A 15,478-nucleotide genomic window follows, 5' to 3' on the forward strand; every position below is an offset into this window, starting at 1 on the left:
TTTAAATCCAAAATTGCTTCTCAGTCGTCTTAAAGGTAGAGACAAGTAAATAACCCAGTTAGCATTCTTTGCAGGCATAAGTTGTAACTAAATTCCTGAAATCACGCTAATTGCTTACCTACCCACTCCTACAGCTTTTAACACTGGCCATTGCACTGCAATGTCCCGACGAAATTTATATCGTCAATTTGTAACGCTCTTTTTTGGCAGTTTGGATTCAACCAAATTGTCTGAAAGTTTGTGCTGCATCCATGCATTGAAGGTCAGTAAAACCGCTGTAGCCAAACAACCAATCTTAGAGGTAATTCTATGCGACGCTCTATTTCTGTGCTGTTAACAACATTGCTGCTGTCTGCCACCATTTTGCCTGCTGCGGCGCAGGCCCAAACCGCACCAATCAGCCTTAATCCATACGTGGGAAATCAACACAGGGCAAACCAGATCGGGTCTTTTAATCTGGCAACTCTTGCATATCAAGGCTACTTAAAAGACCAAGGTATTCCCAGCAATGGTGCATTGATCGATGCGATCGCGTCTGGAACAATTACAGCTCAAGACATTATTCAAGCCGCTGTCAAAGCGAATCGCCTACCTGAGCAAACGTTAAGCGATCGAGCCTATCGCCATAACCTTGAAGATCAACTGCAAGGATTTACAGCAGACTAAAAAACTGGCGTTGCTGAATCAATCATGACCAAGGTATGAAACAACGCCGCGATTCAACTGGCATGGCAAAGCATTCGGGAGTTCATCGAAAGCATCCTTTCGGGCACTTGATTAGCCAATGCTTTGCTTCTACCAATCAAATCTTGATGCCTTCCAGTAATATCCTTACAAGAATACTCAAACTATGAAAAACACATTTCGCAAGTACCATCGGCTAATTGCCACACTCTTTTGTTTGCCGTTGCTCTTTACGGCTCTGACTGGCATTAGCGTTGCGATCGCCGACACATGGTTGCATCAAGAAGAGTTGGCTGGATTTTTGATCGCTGTTCACACTATGCAAATCTTCAAACTCGATGCCATTGTGCCAGTTTTAAATGGGCTAGGTCTAATTGGTTTAGTGGCTACCGGAGTGAGCATGACTGGACTGTTTGCTAAACGCCGTCAACCAAAGCGGATGGAAGAACGCCCATGAAATACATTTCTTATTTTTTCATCGCGATCGCCAGTGCCTTTCTGGTCATCCTGTTGTCGTTGTCATCCTGTAGTCCGAACCATAAGGCAACGACTATGCAACCAATGATGATGAAACAACCCAAGGAACAGCCCCAAATTAGCCAACAGCCTGCCGATGTTACTGTCAAAATTCGTAATTTCAAATTTGAGCCAGCGAATTTGGCGATCGCTGTTGGTAAAACTGTGCAATTTATCAATGTCGATGAAGAACCCCACACGGCTACAGCTACGGATGGTACTTTCAACTCTAAAGCACTAGATACCAATGAAACCTGGAACTATACCGCCACTAAACCAGGTACTTATCCCTATATTTGCTCAATTCATCCCTTTATGAAAGGGACGTTGAAGGTAACAAATAAGAAAAACTAACCAGAGGAATACCAATGCAACGCAGAAAATTTATTGAACACGTGGGCTGGACAGGACTCGGCATTGTGTGGGCTGTTGGTGCAAATGGCTTATTGACTGCCTGTAATGTGGGAGAACCAAATGCTCAAAAATCATCCACGGCCTCACCGTTTTCCTTCGTTCAAATTAGCGATACACACATCGGTTTCAAAAAACCTGCAAATGAACATGTCACCGATACACTTCAGAAAACGATCGATGCGATCAATGCCTTACCCACTCCACCCGCCTTTGTGATTCACACGGGAGATATCTCCCATTTGTCTAAACCAGAAGAATTCGATCGAGCCAAACAACTACTTTCCCAATTGAAAGTCCCACTGTTTACCCTACCAGGGGAACATGATACCATTGGCGATCGCGGCAAAGCCTACGAGGAAGCCTTTAACCGCAAGGATGCCAAAGAAGGCTTACAGGTTTGGGATTGGGCGGGAATCCACTTTGTCTCCTTAACCAATGTGCTGGACTTTGGGGCAACCGGCACAGGCAAACTAGGTGAGGCGCAACTGGACTTGCTCTCCAAAGATTTGGCAGCGCAGAAACAGGATACGCCTCTGGTTGTTTTCAGCCATATTCCTCTATATGACCTTTATCCCAAATGGGGATGGGCAACTGCTGATTCTGCTAAGTTGCTCTCACTGCTATCTCGCTTTGCATCGGTAACAGTGTTAACGGGGCACATCCATCAAGTGATCGAGCACAGCGAAGGCAATATTCGCTTCCATAGTGCTACGACGACCGCTTATCCCCTCCCCGCTCCAGGTCACGGCGATCAACCTGCTCCCGTCAAGCTCCCTGAAAATAATCTGTTGGCGGTGCTTGGATTCCGCACAGTTGAGGTAATTTCTGGGAAGGATACTAGAGTTGACCAACATACTCTCTTGTAGAAATATAGTTCAACAAATACTAAGAGCGATCGCATTCTGGGCGCTTTCGGATATAGTCCAATACGATTCAGTTAAGAATTATTGGTGTTTGAAGACGCGATTATCGCGTCTCACATCAGGTTTTTGGGCTTAACTGAACCGTATTGTTATATGAGCGAGGACTTGGCAGTTTATTCTGGCTTTTGATGCTGGGTTTGGGGCTTCTTAGCTGTGTCATTCTCCCCTCCTGGCTTTGAGTCCTTCTTTCTGATTTTACTGTTCCCGGAGTGACAAAAGAAAGTTTTACAGACCTTAAATCAATCCTTATTAACCAACAACGCAAGCGAAGAAGCTCTTTTACGCTTGCGTATCGAGACAGCACCAAACATAGTGCAAGTAAACAGCGAACCTAGAATTGTTGAGGGTTCTGGGACAGTATAGACGCTCACCTGATTACTTTTAGATTCTATTAAGGTTAAACGAGTTAACTTATCGAAAGTACGGGAATATTTACCCTTAAAGCTAGTCAAAGCATATTCCTGTGTTCCGCCAAAAGATTTATCAATAGTAGTCTGATTTGAATCAAGAGTTATGTTACTACTCGGTTCAAATACAAAAGCATCATTGTTACCTATAGTTGATAAATTTCCAGAAATCTTGAAAGAGTCTAAAAGATTACCAGTATCGCTGTCGTATAACTCATATAAGAACTCTCCACGAGCATTTGCACGTTCAGTCACGGCATCATCAATGGATGTTTTCAGGTTAAATAAGCCACTGAAATCAAAAGAAAACTCTTTGTCAACGATGAAATCATAACCGATAATCCCAGCAAAGCTTTCCGCCGACCCTGTATAGCCATCACCCTGACCTTGAGCTTGGCTGAAGGAAAAATTGGAGGCAGAGTTGTTTGCATCGATATTAAACTTAGCCTCAGCGTTAGCATCAGCAGTTACTTGACCACCTGTGCTAATTGTGTTGGTCAAAGTATCAGTCAAAGTCCTAACATCTAAAGGGCTGCTACTAAAGTTGTTGATGTTGAATTTTGACTCAGAATATGCAATGGTAGCAGCTTGGCTTGGTAAGGTTGCCAATATCGAAGTAGCGATCGCTGGAGTAGCCAATGCAAAAAAACGCTTTACAATTTTGGTGTAGCTTTTCATACAATTAATTGTTTTCATTCAGAATGTTAAGATTGCAAATTTGTCATGCTTGTCTACTGCCTTACTGATAAGTAAGAACAAGTTATAGGCAAGCAGGATGGTCAGCTTGGGAACTTTTCAAGCCATGTTTGTCTTATTTAGAAGGAATCTTCTATTTCAGGACTAATTTTTATTTACCATTTGCGCAGTTTTATATAAGTAATAACCATATAAGTAATTTAGTTATTAAACCCAGTGCGCGTTCAATTGGTTACATATTTATACTAGTCGTGCATCCACTAGTTTCTTGTAAAGCTTGAGTAAAAAAGAGCATTTTTTAATTGGGATTTACGTAAGGATTCAGTAGAGAAAAGTTCACAAATTCAGTAGAGAAAAGTTCACATAAGTTAATACAGTTCAGAATGAGCAACAAGATCCAGATGTAGAGACGCGATTTATCGCGTCTTCAAAGACCAATTATCTACACCAACAACCCTTAACCCAAGCGTGTTGTCATATAAGTGATGTTGCTGCCAAAGCATCCTTTGATGAGCAAGCAACTCACTGTATAGCAGGAGGCAGTGTTTCGACTACGCTCAACAACCAGGCAGGAGACAGTGTTTCGACTACGCTCAACAACCAGGCAGGAGGCAGGTGGTCACTGAGCGTAGTCGAAGTGAGGCAGGAGTTCTAATACCAATTCTCTAAAATGAGGCAACACATTCAAACCCCAAAAGCCAGGCCATATCTGACTTTCTTAATTACGATTACGAATTGGTATTAAGAATCATGAATAGCTAAGGGCAACAACAAGCGACTGACTACCCGATTATCTGGTAACTCATAGAAATTCAACTCTCCTCCTAGTTCTTGCATGAGGTTTTGGCAGATCGCCAGATGTAAAGCTGGTGGTTGGTCGAGGTAGGAAGGAGCAAGCACATCTTTGGGTGTATTATTATGTAGTTCCGTGAGTAGCTGTGGTTCGATCGCACCGTTATATGTGATCGATAATTCTAGCGATGTCTGATGTTCAGCCACTCCAGTTGTAGAAGAAGAATATTTTATATCTAAGGGTTTTGACGCATCTAAACGGCGGCACCAAATATCAATTCTGCTACCGATTTGAGAACGGTTACAGGCAGTAACCAATAATTCATGGATAACTAATTCAATTTTGACAATATCACCAGCGATCGCCATTGCAGATTGAGCGCTGGAGGGAGGAACGCCTCTAACTAATGAAGAATTCTTGGGTGCTTCTTGCTCGTCAATTGGTTGTCCCAAACCATGTACACCAATCCACAGCTTTTGTTGTTTGAGTAAATTTTCGATCCGTTCGAGCGATCGCTTCAGTAAACTGGCTATGGGCATAGTTTCCCAACTAATATGTAGCTGCCAGTTCTCAAGTTTTAGCATTCCACTCATGGAAGTGGCTGTCTGATCTAACTGCCGCAGCAATAGCTGGTAACGCATCTGAGTCAATTCATTTGCAGGAATGCCCAAATCGTGTATTTGTTTCAGGGAATGGGCCGTTATTCTTTGAATTTCCTCTAGACGACGATGTTTGTACCAGTTGAGTTGTCGTAATTCTTCGGTTGTGGATTCTAAAAGTCGGGTAATTTGCTTTTCACGACGCCACCAGGCTAATTGAGAAATCAGAGTTGCTGTTGCACTAAGGTTTGGTTCTGACCAGCGACGCTCTTGATAGTCTACAAGCAACACGACACCAGTGGTTTCATAATCAGCAGTTGTACGTAATGCCATTACCATAATTTGGCTTTTGTCTGGAACATTCAACCATTTCCGGGTTTCTGGAGGCAAATTATCCACCTTCAAAGTCAGATAATTCTCTGTAGCAAGTGCCCACTGAATTAAGGCTTCAGCTCGGATAGAAATAGATGCATCAGAAAAAATCCCAAATTGGCTATTGTCAATCACTCCAGGGATAATCTCTGCCCAACTTTCACCAGGTGCCCAAGATAGCATTAGCGCTAGGGGACAGCCCAAAATTGAGGCTATTTGTTCGAGTGCTGTAGGTTCTAAATGCTTTTTTTCGACCTCAATGCTGTTCTGGGATTGTGTCAGGATGCGTAAGCACTGCTCAAAAGCCTGGGAAGTTTTTTGCTGCTGGGTAGTGCGGTTATGTAATTGCCACTGACGAATAATTACACCAATCTGTTGACTGACAGCCCACAGCAATTCTTTTTCTAGAGTTGTCCAAGAACGATGGCTTTCATGAGTAATCACCAAAAGTGCTGCTGGTATATGCTCGTGAGTGCATTTACAAACAAGCAGCGATCGCACATTATTCTCTAATAACAAGGGTCGCCAGTTAAAAAAGCGTAAATCTTCATCTAAGTTCTCAATTTCCACTGCCTGTGTTGAACCTTGCAAAAGCTGCCCATCTAATTCTTTGAGAGTATGAAGAGTAAATGTCAACGGCCGACGATTTTGGGGCTGACTTTGGTAAGTAAATTGATAATTCTTCTGCTCGGCGTCGTACTGCAACAGCAAAAAGCGGGTAGCACCTAATCGAGCTAAAACTCTTTTAGCACAATTATGTAAAGTTACCTGAAGGTCATGTTCGCTATAGATACCTTGAGCAACTTGGCTGGTCAGTTGAGCATCCTCTTGAATCTGTTTGATAGTGCTTTCCATGCTTTCGGTAGGTGTAATTAGAGAGATTAAACCAGCAACACCTTGGACAAAATTTTTATCTGTGTCCGTCCAGATGCGAGGTTCATTGCTTTCCACCGCCAGAAAACCGACTAAGTTCTTTTGCCAGAAAATCGGAGCTGCCAGAAGCGATCGCACCTGCAAGCGTTGCAGCAATTTAGCCGTAAAATGGCTTTTTAAAGAACTGCGGGCATCACCAATGGAGACTATTTGGTTAACTGCCAAAGCATAATAAAAATCGCTTAAGTCCTGTACAGTCATTCCCGCTGCTTGCTGAGTGCTAGAATTGCGATCCATTTTGACCAGCTGATTGCTCATTCGACACCAAAAGTAGCGCCCTTCTCGCTCAAACCAGTAAACATTTGTCCGGCTGGGGGAGACAAATTTATGAGTTGCTTGCACTGCTGCTTCAAGTCTTTGATTCAGGTTACTGAGGCTGCGTAAATTTTCTAGCAATTCTAATAATGGCTCGTCAGTTCGCCTGGTTTGCTTTTGGTGCTTATGCATTTCATTTTGATAAAGCACTGCCCCTAGTTCACCTAAAACCATCATCAAACGTGCTTTTGTTTCTCCTGTCAGTAGGTAGCCCCAGCGTTCTGAACCCAGTAATACCAAGCCCAAGAAACGGTCTTTGTAGCGAATCGGTAAAATAATCGTTCCTTGGATGTGGAATTTTTCGGCAACTTTTCGCCATTCGGCGGCGCGGATTTCAGTTTGCAAATCAGCTACGCCTAAAGGATGCTGTTCAATTACTACTTGCTCTAATAAATCTCCAGGGCTGAGAACAACTCTTTGGCGTAAAAAGCTCATATCGCGATCGGGTGTGATGCCCCCTTTTCCGAATAATATGTGATTCAGGCGATCGTAAAGAGCAATCCAAATCAGTTTGTAGTCAAACTCTTCTTTGAGATAAGAAATAGTAGTTTCAATCAGAACGTCAACATCATCTTCTTCTCTGAGGCTCTGGAGGACGCGCCCTAAAGAGAGGATCTGTTGTTCGGCGGCTATAGGTTTTTGCGGCTGCCCCATCTGATTTATTGGTTAACATAACTTGTAATATATAAGATGCCCAGAAAAGCACCCTGAGTAATATTGCCACAGGTGTTTGCTAAAAGTTGTAGGTAACAGGTTCGTTAAATTTAGATTATGGAGTGCCAGGGAAATGGGCGAAACTACGTCTGATGCTCAAGAGCAACAGAGACAAGTCTCAGAGGAAAAGCGAGAGTCTGCTGAAGATACCAGGCTCTCACAAGAGAACGAGCGAGAGTCTGCTGAAAATAAAAGGCTCTCACAAGAGGAGCAGCGACAGTTTAGTGAAGAAATCAGAAATTCTGCCGAAGAAACCCGGCAGCTTGCTGAAGAAATCAGAAATTCTGCCGAAGAAACCCGGCTGTTTGCTGAACAAGTGCGGGTAGTCAAAGAAGAACTCCGAGAAGCTAAAGAGGAAGCACGGCAATCTAAAGACGAACTCCGTCAAGCTAAAGAAGAACTCCGACGAGCTAAAGAGGAAGCGCGGCAGTCTACCGAATTCGCGTAGTGTTAAGGATTGAAATGGACATTTATCAACTTGCTATTCGTCCGCTTTTGTTCAATGTAGTAAAAACCGATTCAGAGTGGTTACATCAGCAGACGATTCGCAGTTTTAGTTGGCTATCGCAAAAAAATATTAGCCCTCCTGCTAGTTGGGTAAACCAACGCCTAAAGCAGTCCTTATGTCTGTACGATTCCCGCCTAGAACAAAATTTGTTTGGGCTAAACTTTCCAAATCCTGTAGGGTTAGCAGCTGGGTTCGACAAGGATGGAGTAGCTGCTGGCATTTGGTCTAACCTGGGTTTCGGCTTTGCAGAACTAGGAACTGTAACTTTTCACGCACAGCCCGGAAATCCGCGTCCCCGTTTGTTTCGCCTCCCGTTGGATAAAGCTGCTCTCAATCGCATGGGCTTTAATAACAGTGGTGCAGTAGCAATGGCGGCACGATTAACACAAGAAAAACAGGAGTCAACCCACTTAATACCCATAGGAATAAATTTGGGCAAATCTAAGATAACTCCCCTAGAAGCAGCCGCACAGGATTATCTCGATAGTTTTCGTTTACTCAAGGATTTGGGAGACTATTTTGTTGTTAATGTCTCTTCTCCCAATACACCAGGGTTACGATCGCTCCAAGATGCTTCTATGCTCAGTGCCATCTTAGATTTATTACAACAAGAAAATACTACATATAAACCTATTTTTGTCAAGATAGCCCCAGATTTAGATTGGGTTGCGATCGCTGAGATCGTAACTCTTGCTAAAACCTACCAACTAGCGGGAATTATCGCCACTAACACAACCATCAGCCGTGATGGACTCAAAACCCAGGCGATTGACCAAACAGGCAAATCACCCCAGGATGAAGCAGGCGGAATTAGCGGTAAACCATTGCGCGATCGCTCCACTGAGGTAATTCGTTTTATTTGGCAGCAAACTCAAGGACAAATCCCAATTATTGGTGTTGGCGGTATTTTTTCCCCAGAAGATGCTTGGGAAAAAATTACTGCTGGTGCTAGCTTGATTCAGGTTTATACAGGCTGGATTTACGAAGGGCCAATGATGGTACGCCGAATTCTAGCTGGTTTACTTGTCCTACTAGAACAAAGCGGATTAAATTCCATCAACGAAGCTGTGGGTTTACAAACAAAAATTCCAAAATTCTAATTTTGAATTTTGAATTTTGAATTTTGAATTGTTATCCTTCCTCCACTGGGAAAAACTCTTTAGTTTTTTCCGAGAATGACCAGGCAATACCATCAGGGTCTCTGCTGCGGCTCCATTCAGGAAACTCTGGATCGTTTCGCCGTTTATAAACCGTGCTGGAATAGACATTGAGCCGTTTAGCAAGTTCAGATTGGATCAGAGAGCCAAAAATTAACTGTTTTTCCAGCGATCGTTTAACTTCCTCATCTGTTTGCTGTGGTGGTGATTCGGCTTCTGGTTCTTCCTCCTGCGGGGTTGGTGGTGCTAAAAGCGATCGCGCTGTTTTAGTAACTGGTTGAGCCGGAAGTTCTTTAACAGGCTCACTACTATCAAGAATATTGCCGAGAATGCTAGCAGTTATAAAGTAATAAGACTGCCCTGCATCTTCAGAGTTGACTATACTGGCACCAAATTCCGAGGCTTTACTATCCAAGTAGCGTTTTGCCGTTGTTCCAGGAAAATTGCCCCTGATTGCCAAGTCCATTGGCGTCAGTCTGCCTTGATTTTCACGAACCAATTGATGAAAAATTGGATTAACTCGCACAGTCCACTGTTGCCATTGATATTCCTGCCAAAGCTTGAAGGCAATTACTAGCACAATTACCGCCAGTAAAATTCTCCAGGTAGTAACTAGGAAAATAATCAAAAACGAGATGGGCAAAAGTAGAACGAGAAAAGCTTTACCGTTACCTTCTATGGGTTTCTCACTCATGCCGATTTTTGCCAAGTGAATTTTGGGAAATAATATTATTATATTGGCAAAAATTGAGACACTTTTTTGTATCGTTTGGCAAAGTTGCGGCAAATTTTTCGGCAAAAGCTTTATTCAGTAAGTGTTATAGGCTTATTAACTTTTTGCTCATATAAGATTGGTCTGCGATGCCTACGGCGGTAAACTACGCGCAAAAGTTTTTACCAGAAAAAATAAGGGGGTTGAGATGTATGGCGATCGCAACACATCTCAGCTTTTCTTTCCAAAGCAATAATTCTAAATTGGCTTACCAGACCCTTGACAACAGATAATACACATACTACATTAATGATACAAGTAAACTTTCATGAGGGAGTTAGCTTTCAGCAGTAGCGAATAGCTCAAATGGCAGAGCGCCCACCTTGCCCGAAAGGGCCGACGTATCGAGGGTTATCGCATATAACTAAAACACCCCCGATCAAACTTCTGGAGGTGTAGGTAAAAATCCTACTTCGTTACAGCAAATTTAATGCTTTGAATTTATATGTGGTGGGTAGCTCAGTGGATAGAGCGCCTAAATATCCTTATTCACCCCTTGCCTGAAAAGGCCGACGAATTGAGGGTTATCGCCTGCCAAGCGGGAGGTCGCGGGTTCAAATCCCGCTCCACTACACCAATTAATTTTAGATTTTAAATTCAATCCAAAATCTAAAATCCAAAATCCAAAATTTTTATGTGGCGGGTAGCTCAGAGGTAGAGCGCTAAACATCCTTGTTCACCCCTTGCCTGCAAAGGCCGACGAATTAGGGTTATCGATTAGGGTTCGAGAGGTCGCAGGTTCGATTCCTGCTCCGCCACCTTTCATTTTTGCCCGCAAGGGCCGAGAGATGAAACGATGAATTACAATTTTTTCACTAAAAAGAAGGCAACTACACCCCAAAATCAACCTATCCCCGGACGAGAAGCCGAAATGGTTCAGGGACGTTCCGGCGGCTGGATGTTTGATGCTGGCATTTGGAAAATGCTGCGCCGTTGTCTTTTAGTTGGCACAGCAAAAAGCACTTACTACGCTGGTAAACAGGAATTAACTGAAGATTTTGTGACAGTTGTAAGACTTGCTGTTGCCGAAAATCCTGGTCGTGTAGCAGAAGAAATTTTGTATGCTAGCGATGGACGCGCTATGAATAACAGTGCGCCTATCTTGGCTTTAGTGTTGCTATCGATGGGTGAAACACCAGAAGCAAAACAGGCGTTTGGTGAAATTTTCCCGCAAGTTGTCCGCACCGGTAGCCACTTCTACGAATGGCTGAACTACACCAAATCTCTGCGGGGATTTGGCAAAGTAGTGCGGGAAGCTGGTAAAACTTGGCTCTCAAGGGAAGATGTCAAGGGTTTAGCTTATCAACTGTTGAAATATCAACAGCGTCAAGGCTTCTCCCACCGAGATGCATTGCGGTTGTTCCATGTCAAACCGCCTACAGAAAATCACCGTCAACTATTTGAGTGGGTAGTTAGAGGCTGGGAAGAATTACCAGCAGATATCCCCTCAGAAGCGTTAGCGCAGATTTGGTGGTATGAGTGGCTGAAGCGCAATCCAACTCAAACCCATGAAGCTATTTCTCAAGGACGGTTAACCCACGAAATGGCTGCACCTGTGGGCAAAATGGATAAGCTTGCTTGGCAGCTGCTATTTCAGGAAATGCCAATAGGTGCAATGTTGCGTAACTTGGGTTCTTTAACTGAACTGGGTGTGTTGCGAGCCGATGAAAGCGCCAACTTGCTGCAAGTGGAAGCAGTTCTTAATCGCAGAGAACATCTGCGTAAAGGTCGCATTCATCCAATTGATGTTTTGAAAGCACTCAAAACATATCAATCTGGTGGAACATTAGGACGCAGTAAGAAAACTTGGAATCCAGTTCCTCGGATTGTAGACATATTAGAAAAGGCGGTTGAACTGTCTTTTGATGTTGTGCAACCCACAGGTAAAGTATTCATGCACGCCGTAGACGTTTCTGGTTCTATGGGTAGCATGGTTGCAGATATGGGACTGACTTGCTGTGAAATTGCCACCACAATGGCACTGGTGACAGCAAAAGCAGAGAAAAACTACATGATTCGCGGCTTTGCTACGGAATTCCGGGAATTGGGTATCACCGCCAAAGATAGTTTTAGTTCTGCGGTTCGCAAAGCTAGCAATCAAAACTTCGGTGGAACGGATGCATCGGTAGCTTATGACTGGATGATTAAGAATAAGTTTAAAGCTGATGTAGTCTGCTTTTGGACTGACTCAGAAAGCTGGGCTGGGTATAAGCATCCAAGTCAAGCGCTGAAGGAGTACCGCAAAAAGGTAAATCCTAACGTCAAGGCGGTGTATGTCACCTTGACACCTTACCAAATTACCTTGGTAGATCCTGAAGATTCGCTATCTTGGGATTTGGCAGGGTTCGATCAAGGTACGCCTCGGATTATCCAGATGCTAGCTACGGGTGAGTTGTAGATATTGCTGAAGGGTAAAGGATGAAATACTTTATCCTTCATATTTCATGGCGGGTTATCCTTGTTCGCAACTTGCCTTTCGGGGCCGATGAATTTAGGGTTATCGGTTACGTCTCCACCATTGTGGGGATTAGCGGGTTCAATCCCCGCGCCCGCCTTTGTTTTTGATTTTTACCTCACGCAAAGAAGAAAACGATTTACTTTTTGAATGGTCGTTTTTTTATTTCAGCGATGGGTAAAAGTAGGGTGTCTTCGATGTGCGTAGCGCAGCCCGTCGTAGACATCGCAATTTTTGAGAAGTACAACACCAACATTGAATACAAAATAACACAGTTAAGAAATTGGTCAGGAATGGAACTATTGTTTTCGCTGCGATCGCACGAATGTATTAGATATTGTCCTATAAGTGTAAAATTTGGGAGAATTAACGTAATTCATCTTCTGTCGGATAAAGCTGATGCTAATAGGCGAAATTCTCCGAAATCGCTACAAAATTATCAAACTCTTAGGCAGCGACGGGGTTGGCGACACCTAGCTTGCTGAAGACTTAGACTTACCCAACCATCCCAAGTATGTGGTCAAACACCTCAAACCTAACTCCGACCCAACAATATTACAATTCGTTAGAAGATTATTTGATAGCGAAGCCCAAGTTTTATACTGCTTAGGAAATAATAGCGACCAGATACCGCGATTATTTGCCCACTTTGAAGAACAGGGTGAATTTTATTTAGTTCAATGACACCACAACAACCGCAACGACCACAACCACCGTCACCACCTGCACCTAAACCCCAACCCCCATCAGACCTGTCACGTCGTCGGGTGATTCAAAATGTAGGGTGGACAGTTGCGGGGTTCAGTTTGGCAATTATAGGAGAGCGTCTACTTAAATTTAGTACGGAAGGATGCCCTGTTGCTGACACTAATAAAACTACAACGTCGCCAAAAGCAGAAATCCCCAATGCTCCGTCTGCACCTTCAAAAAGTCCAACTTCTTCACAAAGAATAAATTTACAAACTTTTCAATTTGAAACAGTAACGGTGAATGCACAAGGAAAAATCACCAACCGCAGCAACCGAGAAGCGAAATATTTTGTTGAAGACTTAGGGAATGGTGTCACCTTGGAAATGGTGCAGATACCAGGGGGAACCTTTACGATGGGTTCACCACCAGAGGAAGCAGGACGATTTTCAAATGAAAGTCCGCAGCTTGAGGTAAAAGTACCTGGGTTCTTCATGGGTCAATATGAAGTCACCCAGGCACAGTATCAAGCAATTATGGGGACGAATCCTTCCAATTTCAAAGGTGAGAAACGACCTGTAAAAAGTGTGAGTTGGGATGATGCAGTAGAGTTTTGTAAAAAGTTGAGCCAGAAGACAGGACGTATTTACAGATTACCAAGCGAAGCCGAATGGGAATATGCTTGTCGTGCGGGAACAACCACGCCGTTTTATTTTGGTGAAATAATTACCACAGATTTAGTAAACTACAACGACAACTATCCCTACGGCTCTGCACCCAAAGGCGAATATCAAGGGCAGACAACAGATGTTGGGAAATTTCGGGCAAACTCTTTCGGTTTATATGATATGTGTGGTAATGTATGGGAATGGTGTCAAGATGTATATAACGATAATTACATAGGCGCACCGACAGATGGTAGTCCGTGGCTAGATGGTACAAATAATAACATAAAAGTATCGCGTGGCGGTTCGTGGGTCAACAGTGCCCAGGGAGGCAGATCTGCCTATCGTCTCCACGACGCACGTGATTTTAGCGGCTACGATGTAGGTTGTCGGGTGGTTGCGGTAGCTGTGGCGTGAGGATTCCTTACCCTTTACACTCTTTCCCTTTTGCCCTCTCAATTATCAACCTTCTTCCTCCCAATCCTCAATCTGTAGCCCATTGACGCGATTAAATTCATTCTTATTGTGGGTAACTAAGATTAAATTATGTGCCTTAGCAATCGATGCAATTTGTAAATCATAAGGCCCAATAGGCGTACCTAAAGTTGCCAATTCAGCACGAATTTGACCAAAAATTGTGGCGACCACATCATCGAAACTCAAAGAGACAAAATTATTGAGAAAAGCTAACTGTAAAGCTAAGGTGCGTTGAGGATTATTGCTTCTTCTCGCACCATAGAACAGTTCAGCCTTAACAATTGAACAAACAGCAATATCCTGTGGTGATAAAGACTCTAACCGTCGTCGCACTCCAGATATTGGACGATTTAGATAAACAATGCAAGCATTGGCATCTAATAAATACATCACTCTAACGGCTCCCGCACTTCATATTCACCTTGGGGATATCTCACCAGAGGATCATCTTGCAGACAACCCGCCGTCTGTTCAAAAAAACCAGGAGGCCACCCCAATTCTTCAGGTGTTTTTACCTGCACTGGTGCTTCAATGTTACTTTTTGCTGCAAACACTTTGAGAGCATCAACAATTACTTCCTCTGGCGAAGCATACTTACCACTTTCTATCTGAGTTTGGATGAATTGCTCTATCTCTGGATTTAAGAACACATTCATAGATTTATTTACAAGGGTGCTTTTCCATAACTATTTTAGTCTGAGGTGAGGTTGTAACTGAAGATTAGGCTGTTATTTATATGCTTTGGAGCAAAAGTGCGATCGCCTACACTCGGCATTAACCTCATTTCCATCTAAATCCTAATTTCGTTGTTTAAACTCATTCAACAAAAACAAGAGACGTTGCAATGCAACGTCTCTGCATTTGGGTTATTGCATCAGAATGTAACGGATTAAAATACTCATGACCTCATCTGGTTTACCAGTTGGTACCAGTGGACTCCAGTCTCCGACACTGGCGTAGCCAATTAGCTGTAAATGATGAATTGTACTGGTAATGGCTTTGGGAGAACCCATCAGCGTATGCTTAATTGGCTCTCTTTTGGGAAGTTGCTGTTGGAGAGATTGTTTGGGGGTGGGTGTATCTAAATTTTTACCCAAGAACTGCTCTAACTTTGATTGGGCGGATTTTGATAATTGTGCCATGATTGTATCGTCTCCTGATAAAGGGCTGACAAAGGGCGATCGCATTCATCTTTCCGGGATTGGGCGATCGCCTTTATCATGCTTACTAATTTAATGTATAATTTTATACTTGTCAAGCGTAAAAACAAAAACTTTTATTAAAAATTCTCAAGTTTAGCCAAAATTAAGTTATGGGTAAGTTGAGTAATATTAACAACAGCATTTAACAAAATCATGCTGGAGATGAGGCTGTTATTTAATCGGCCAAGT

At 43.2% G+C, this 15,478-nt stretch carries 13 protein-coding genes, 2 tRNA genes and 1 pseudogene; 10 read left to right on the forward strand and 6 right to left on the reverse strand.

Features of this window, described 5'->3' with window-relative positions; all coding sequences use genetic code 11:
• Window positions 1-309: 309 nt before the first annotated feature.
• The 4 genes from ACR5KR_RS34560 (at window position 310) to ACR5KR_RS34575 (ending at window position 2,480) form a co-directional block, all read left to right on the forward strand.
• Window positions 310-666, forward strand: a complete 357-nt coding sequence (locus tag ACR5KR_RS34560; protein ID WP_448269908.1) for a hypothetical protein — start codon at window positions 310-312, stop codon at window positions 664-666.
• A 184-nt stretch (window positions 667-850) separates the two neighbouring features.
• Window positions 851-1,141, forward strand: a complete 291-nt coding sequence (locus ACR5KR_RS34565; protein ID WP_448269910.1) for a peptidase — start codon at window positions 851-853, stop codon at window positions 1,139-1,141.
• Window positions 1,138-1,554 (forward strand): cupredoxin domain-containing protein, encoded by a 417-nt coding sequence (locus tag ACR5KR_RS34570; protein WP_448269912.1) that lies wholly within the window; start codon window positions 1,138-1,140, stop codon window positions 1,552-1,554. The genes ACR5KR_RS34565 and ACR5KR_RS34570 overlap by 4 nt, the downstream gene beginning before the upstream one ends.
• A gap of 14 nt (window positions 1,555-1,568) precedes the next feature.
• Complete coding sequence (locus ACR5KR_RS34575) at window positions 1,569-2,480, forward strand: metallophosphoesterase family protein (RefSeq protein ID WP_448269914.1); 912 nt, start codon at window positions 1,569-1,571, stop codon at window positions 2,478-2,480.
• 296 nt (window positions 2,481-2,776) lie between these two features.
• Here the strand turns inward: ACR5KR_RS34575 and ACR5KR_RS34580 are convergent, their stop codons facing one another.
• Window positions 2,777-3,622 carry a PEP-CTERM sorting domain-containing protein gene (locus tag ACR5KR_RS34580; protein ID WP_448269916.1) on the reverse strand — a complete coding sequence of 282 codons (846 nt, stop codon included), beginning with the start codon at window positions 3,620-3,622 and terminating at the stop codon, window positions 2,777-2,779.
• 759 nt (window positions 3,623-4,381) lie between these two features.
• Window positions 4,382-7,306, reverse strand: coding sequence for a GAF domain-containing protein (locus ACR5KR_RS34585; protein WP_448269918.1), 2,925 nt, complete (start codon window positions 7,304-7,306; stop codon window positions 4,382-4,384).
• Window positions 7,307-7,439: 133 nt separating this feature from the next.
• Here ACR5KR_RS34585 and ACR5KR_RS34590 point away from each other — a divergent pair, with 133 nt between their 5' ends.
• Window positions 7,440-7,814 (forward strand): hypothetical protein, encoded by a 375-nt coding sequence (locus ACR5KR_RS34590; protein ID WP_445629659.1) that lies wholly within the window; start codon window positions 7,440-7,442, stop codon window positions 7,812-7,814.
• A 14-nt stretch (window positions 7,815-7,828) separates the two neighbouring features.
• Window positions 7,829-8,974 carry a quinone-dependent dihydroorotate dehydrogenase gene (locus ACR5KR_RS34595; RefSeq protein WP_448269919.1) on the forward strand — a complete coding sequence of 382 codons (1,146 nt, stop codon included), beginning with the start codon at window positions 7,829-7,831 and terminating at the stop codon, window positions 8,972-8,974.
• A gap of 31 nt (window positions 8,975-9,005) precedes the next feature.
• Here the strand turns inward: ACR5KR_RS34595 and ACR5KR_RS34600 are convergent, their stop codons facing one another.
• Window positions 9,006-9,725: a hypothetical protein gene (locus ACR5KR_RS34600; protein WP_448269921.1), complete on the reverse strand. Its 720-nt coding sequence runs from the start codon at window positions 9,723-9,725 to the stop codon at window positions 9,006-9,008.
• A 525-nt stretch (window positions 9,726-10,250) separates the two neighbouring features.
• Here ACR5KR_RS34600 and ACR5KR_RS34605 point away from each other — a divergent pair.
• The 4 genes and pseudogenes from ACR5KR_RS34605 to ACR5KR_RS34620 all read left to right on the forward strand — a co-directional run bounded on the left by ACR5KR_RS34605 (window position 10,251) and on the right by ACR5KR_RS34620 (window position 14,027).
• Window positions 10,251-10,380, forward strand: a tRNA-OTHER gene (locus ACR5KR_RS34605).
• Between the two features lie 60 nt (window positions 10,381-10,440).
• A tRNA-OTHER gene (locus ACR5KR_RS34610) sits at window positions 10,441-10,562 on the forward strand.
• A 37-nt stretch (window positions 10,563-10,599) separates the two neighbouring features.
• The gene (locus ACR5KR_RS34615) at window positions 10,600-12,201 is read left to right on the forward strand and encodes a TROVE domain-containing protein (protein WP_448269923.1); all 1,602 of its coding nucleotides are present in this window, start codon (window positions 10,600-10,602) and stop codon (window positions 12,199-12,201) included.
• Between the two features lie 456 nt (window positions 12,202-12,657).
• A pseudogene (locus tag ACR5KR_RS34620) lies at window positions 12,658-14,027 on the forward strand (SUMF1/EgtB/PvdO family nonheme iron enzyme).
• A gap of 45 nt (window positions 14,028-14,072) precedes the next feature.
• Here the strand turns inward: ACR5KR_RS34620 and ACR5KR_RS34625 are convergent.
• From ACR5KR_RS34625 to ACR5KR_RS34635, 3 genes are all read right to left on the reverse strand, one after another.
• Window positions 14,073-14,480, reverse strand: a complete 408-nt coding sequence (locus ACR5KR_RS34625; RefSeq protein ID WP_448269924.1) for a PIN domain-containing protein — start codon at window positions 14,478-14,480, stop codon at window positions 14,073-14,075.
• Entirely contained in the window at window positions 14,477-14,743 is a 267-nt protein-coding gene (locus ACR5KR_RS34630) for a ribbon-helix-helix domain-containing protein (RefSeq protein WP_448269926.1), read from the reverse strand. The genes ACR5KR_RS34625 and ACR5KR_RS34630 overlap by 4 nt, the downstream gene beginning before the upstream one ends.
• A gap of 210 nt (window positions 14,744-14,953) precedes the next feature.
• Window positions 14,954-15,229, reverse strand: coding sequence for a hypothetical protein (locus tag ACR5KR_RS34635; RefSeq protein ID WP_448269928.1), 276 nt, complete (start codon window positions 15,227-15,229; stop codon window positions 14,954-14,956).
• Window positions 15,230-15,478 lie beyond the last annotated feature (249 nt).

Source organism: Nostoc sp. DSM 114159, from assembly GCF_053470285.1.

Excerpts from the sequence above, each read along its gene's own strand:
- ACR5KR_RS34580 (WP_448269916.1), bottom strand. The coding sequence starts at position 3,622 with ATGAAAAGCTACACCAAAATTGTAAAGCGTTTTTTTGCATTGGCTACT.
- ACR5KR_RS34575 (WP_448269914.1), top strand. The coding sequence starts at position 1,569 with ATGCAACGCAGAAAATTTATTGAACACGTGGGCTGGACAGGACTCGGC.
- ACR5KR_RS34560 (WP_448269908.1), top strand. The coding sequence starts at position 310 with ATGCGACGCTCTATTTCTGTGCTGTTAACAACATTGCTGCTGTCTGCC.
- ACR5KR_RS34585 (WP_448269918.1), bottom strand. The coding sequence starts at position 7,306 with ATGGGGCAGCCGCAAAAACCTATAGCCGCCGAACAACAGATCCTCTCT.
- ACR5KR_RS34570 (WP_448269912.1), top strand. The coding sequence starts at position 1,138 with ATGAAATACATTTCTTATTTTTTCATCGCGATCGCCAGTGCCTTTCTG.
- ACR5KR_RS34590 (WP_445629659.1), top strand. The coding sequence starts at position 7,440 with ATGGGCGAAACTACGTCTGATGCTCAAGAGCAACAGAGACAAGTCTCA.
- ACR5KR_RS34630 (WP_448269926.1), bottom strand. The coding sequence starts at position 14,743 with ATGAATGTGTTCTTAAATCCAGAGATAGAGCAATTCATCCAAACTCAG.
- ACR5KR_RS34600 (WP_448269921.1), bottom strand. The coding sequence starts at position 9,725 with ATGAGTGAGAAACCCATAGAAGGTAACGGTAAAGCTTTTCTCGTTCTA.
- ACR5KR_RS34595 (WP_448269919.1), top strand. The coding sequence starts at position 7,829 with ATGGACATTTATCAACTTGCTATTCGTCCGCTTTTGTTCAATGTAGTA.
- ACR5KR_RS34635 (WP_448269928.1), bottom strand. The coding sequence starts at position 15,229 with ATGGCACAATTATCAAAATCCGCCCAATCAAAGTTAGAGCAGTTCTTG.
- ACR5KR_RS34565 (WP_448269910.1), top strand. The coding sequence starts at position 851 with ATGAAAAACACATTTCGCAAGTACCATCGGCTAATTGCCACACTCTTT.
- ACR5KR_RS34615 (WP_448269923.1), top strand. The coding sequence starts at position 10,600 with ATGAATTACAATTTTTTCACTAAAAAGAAGGCAACTACACCCCAAAAT.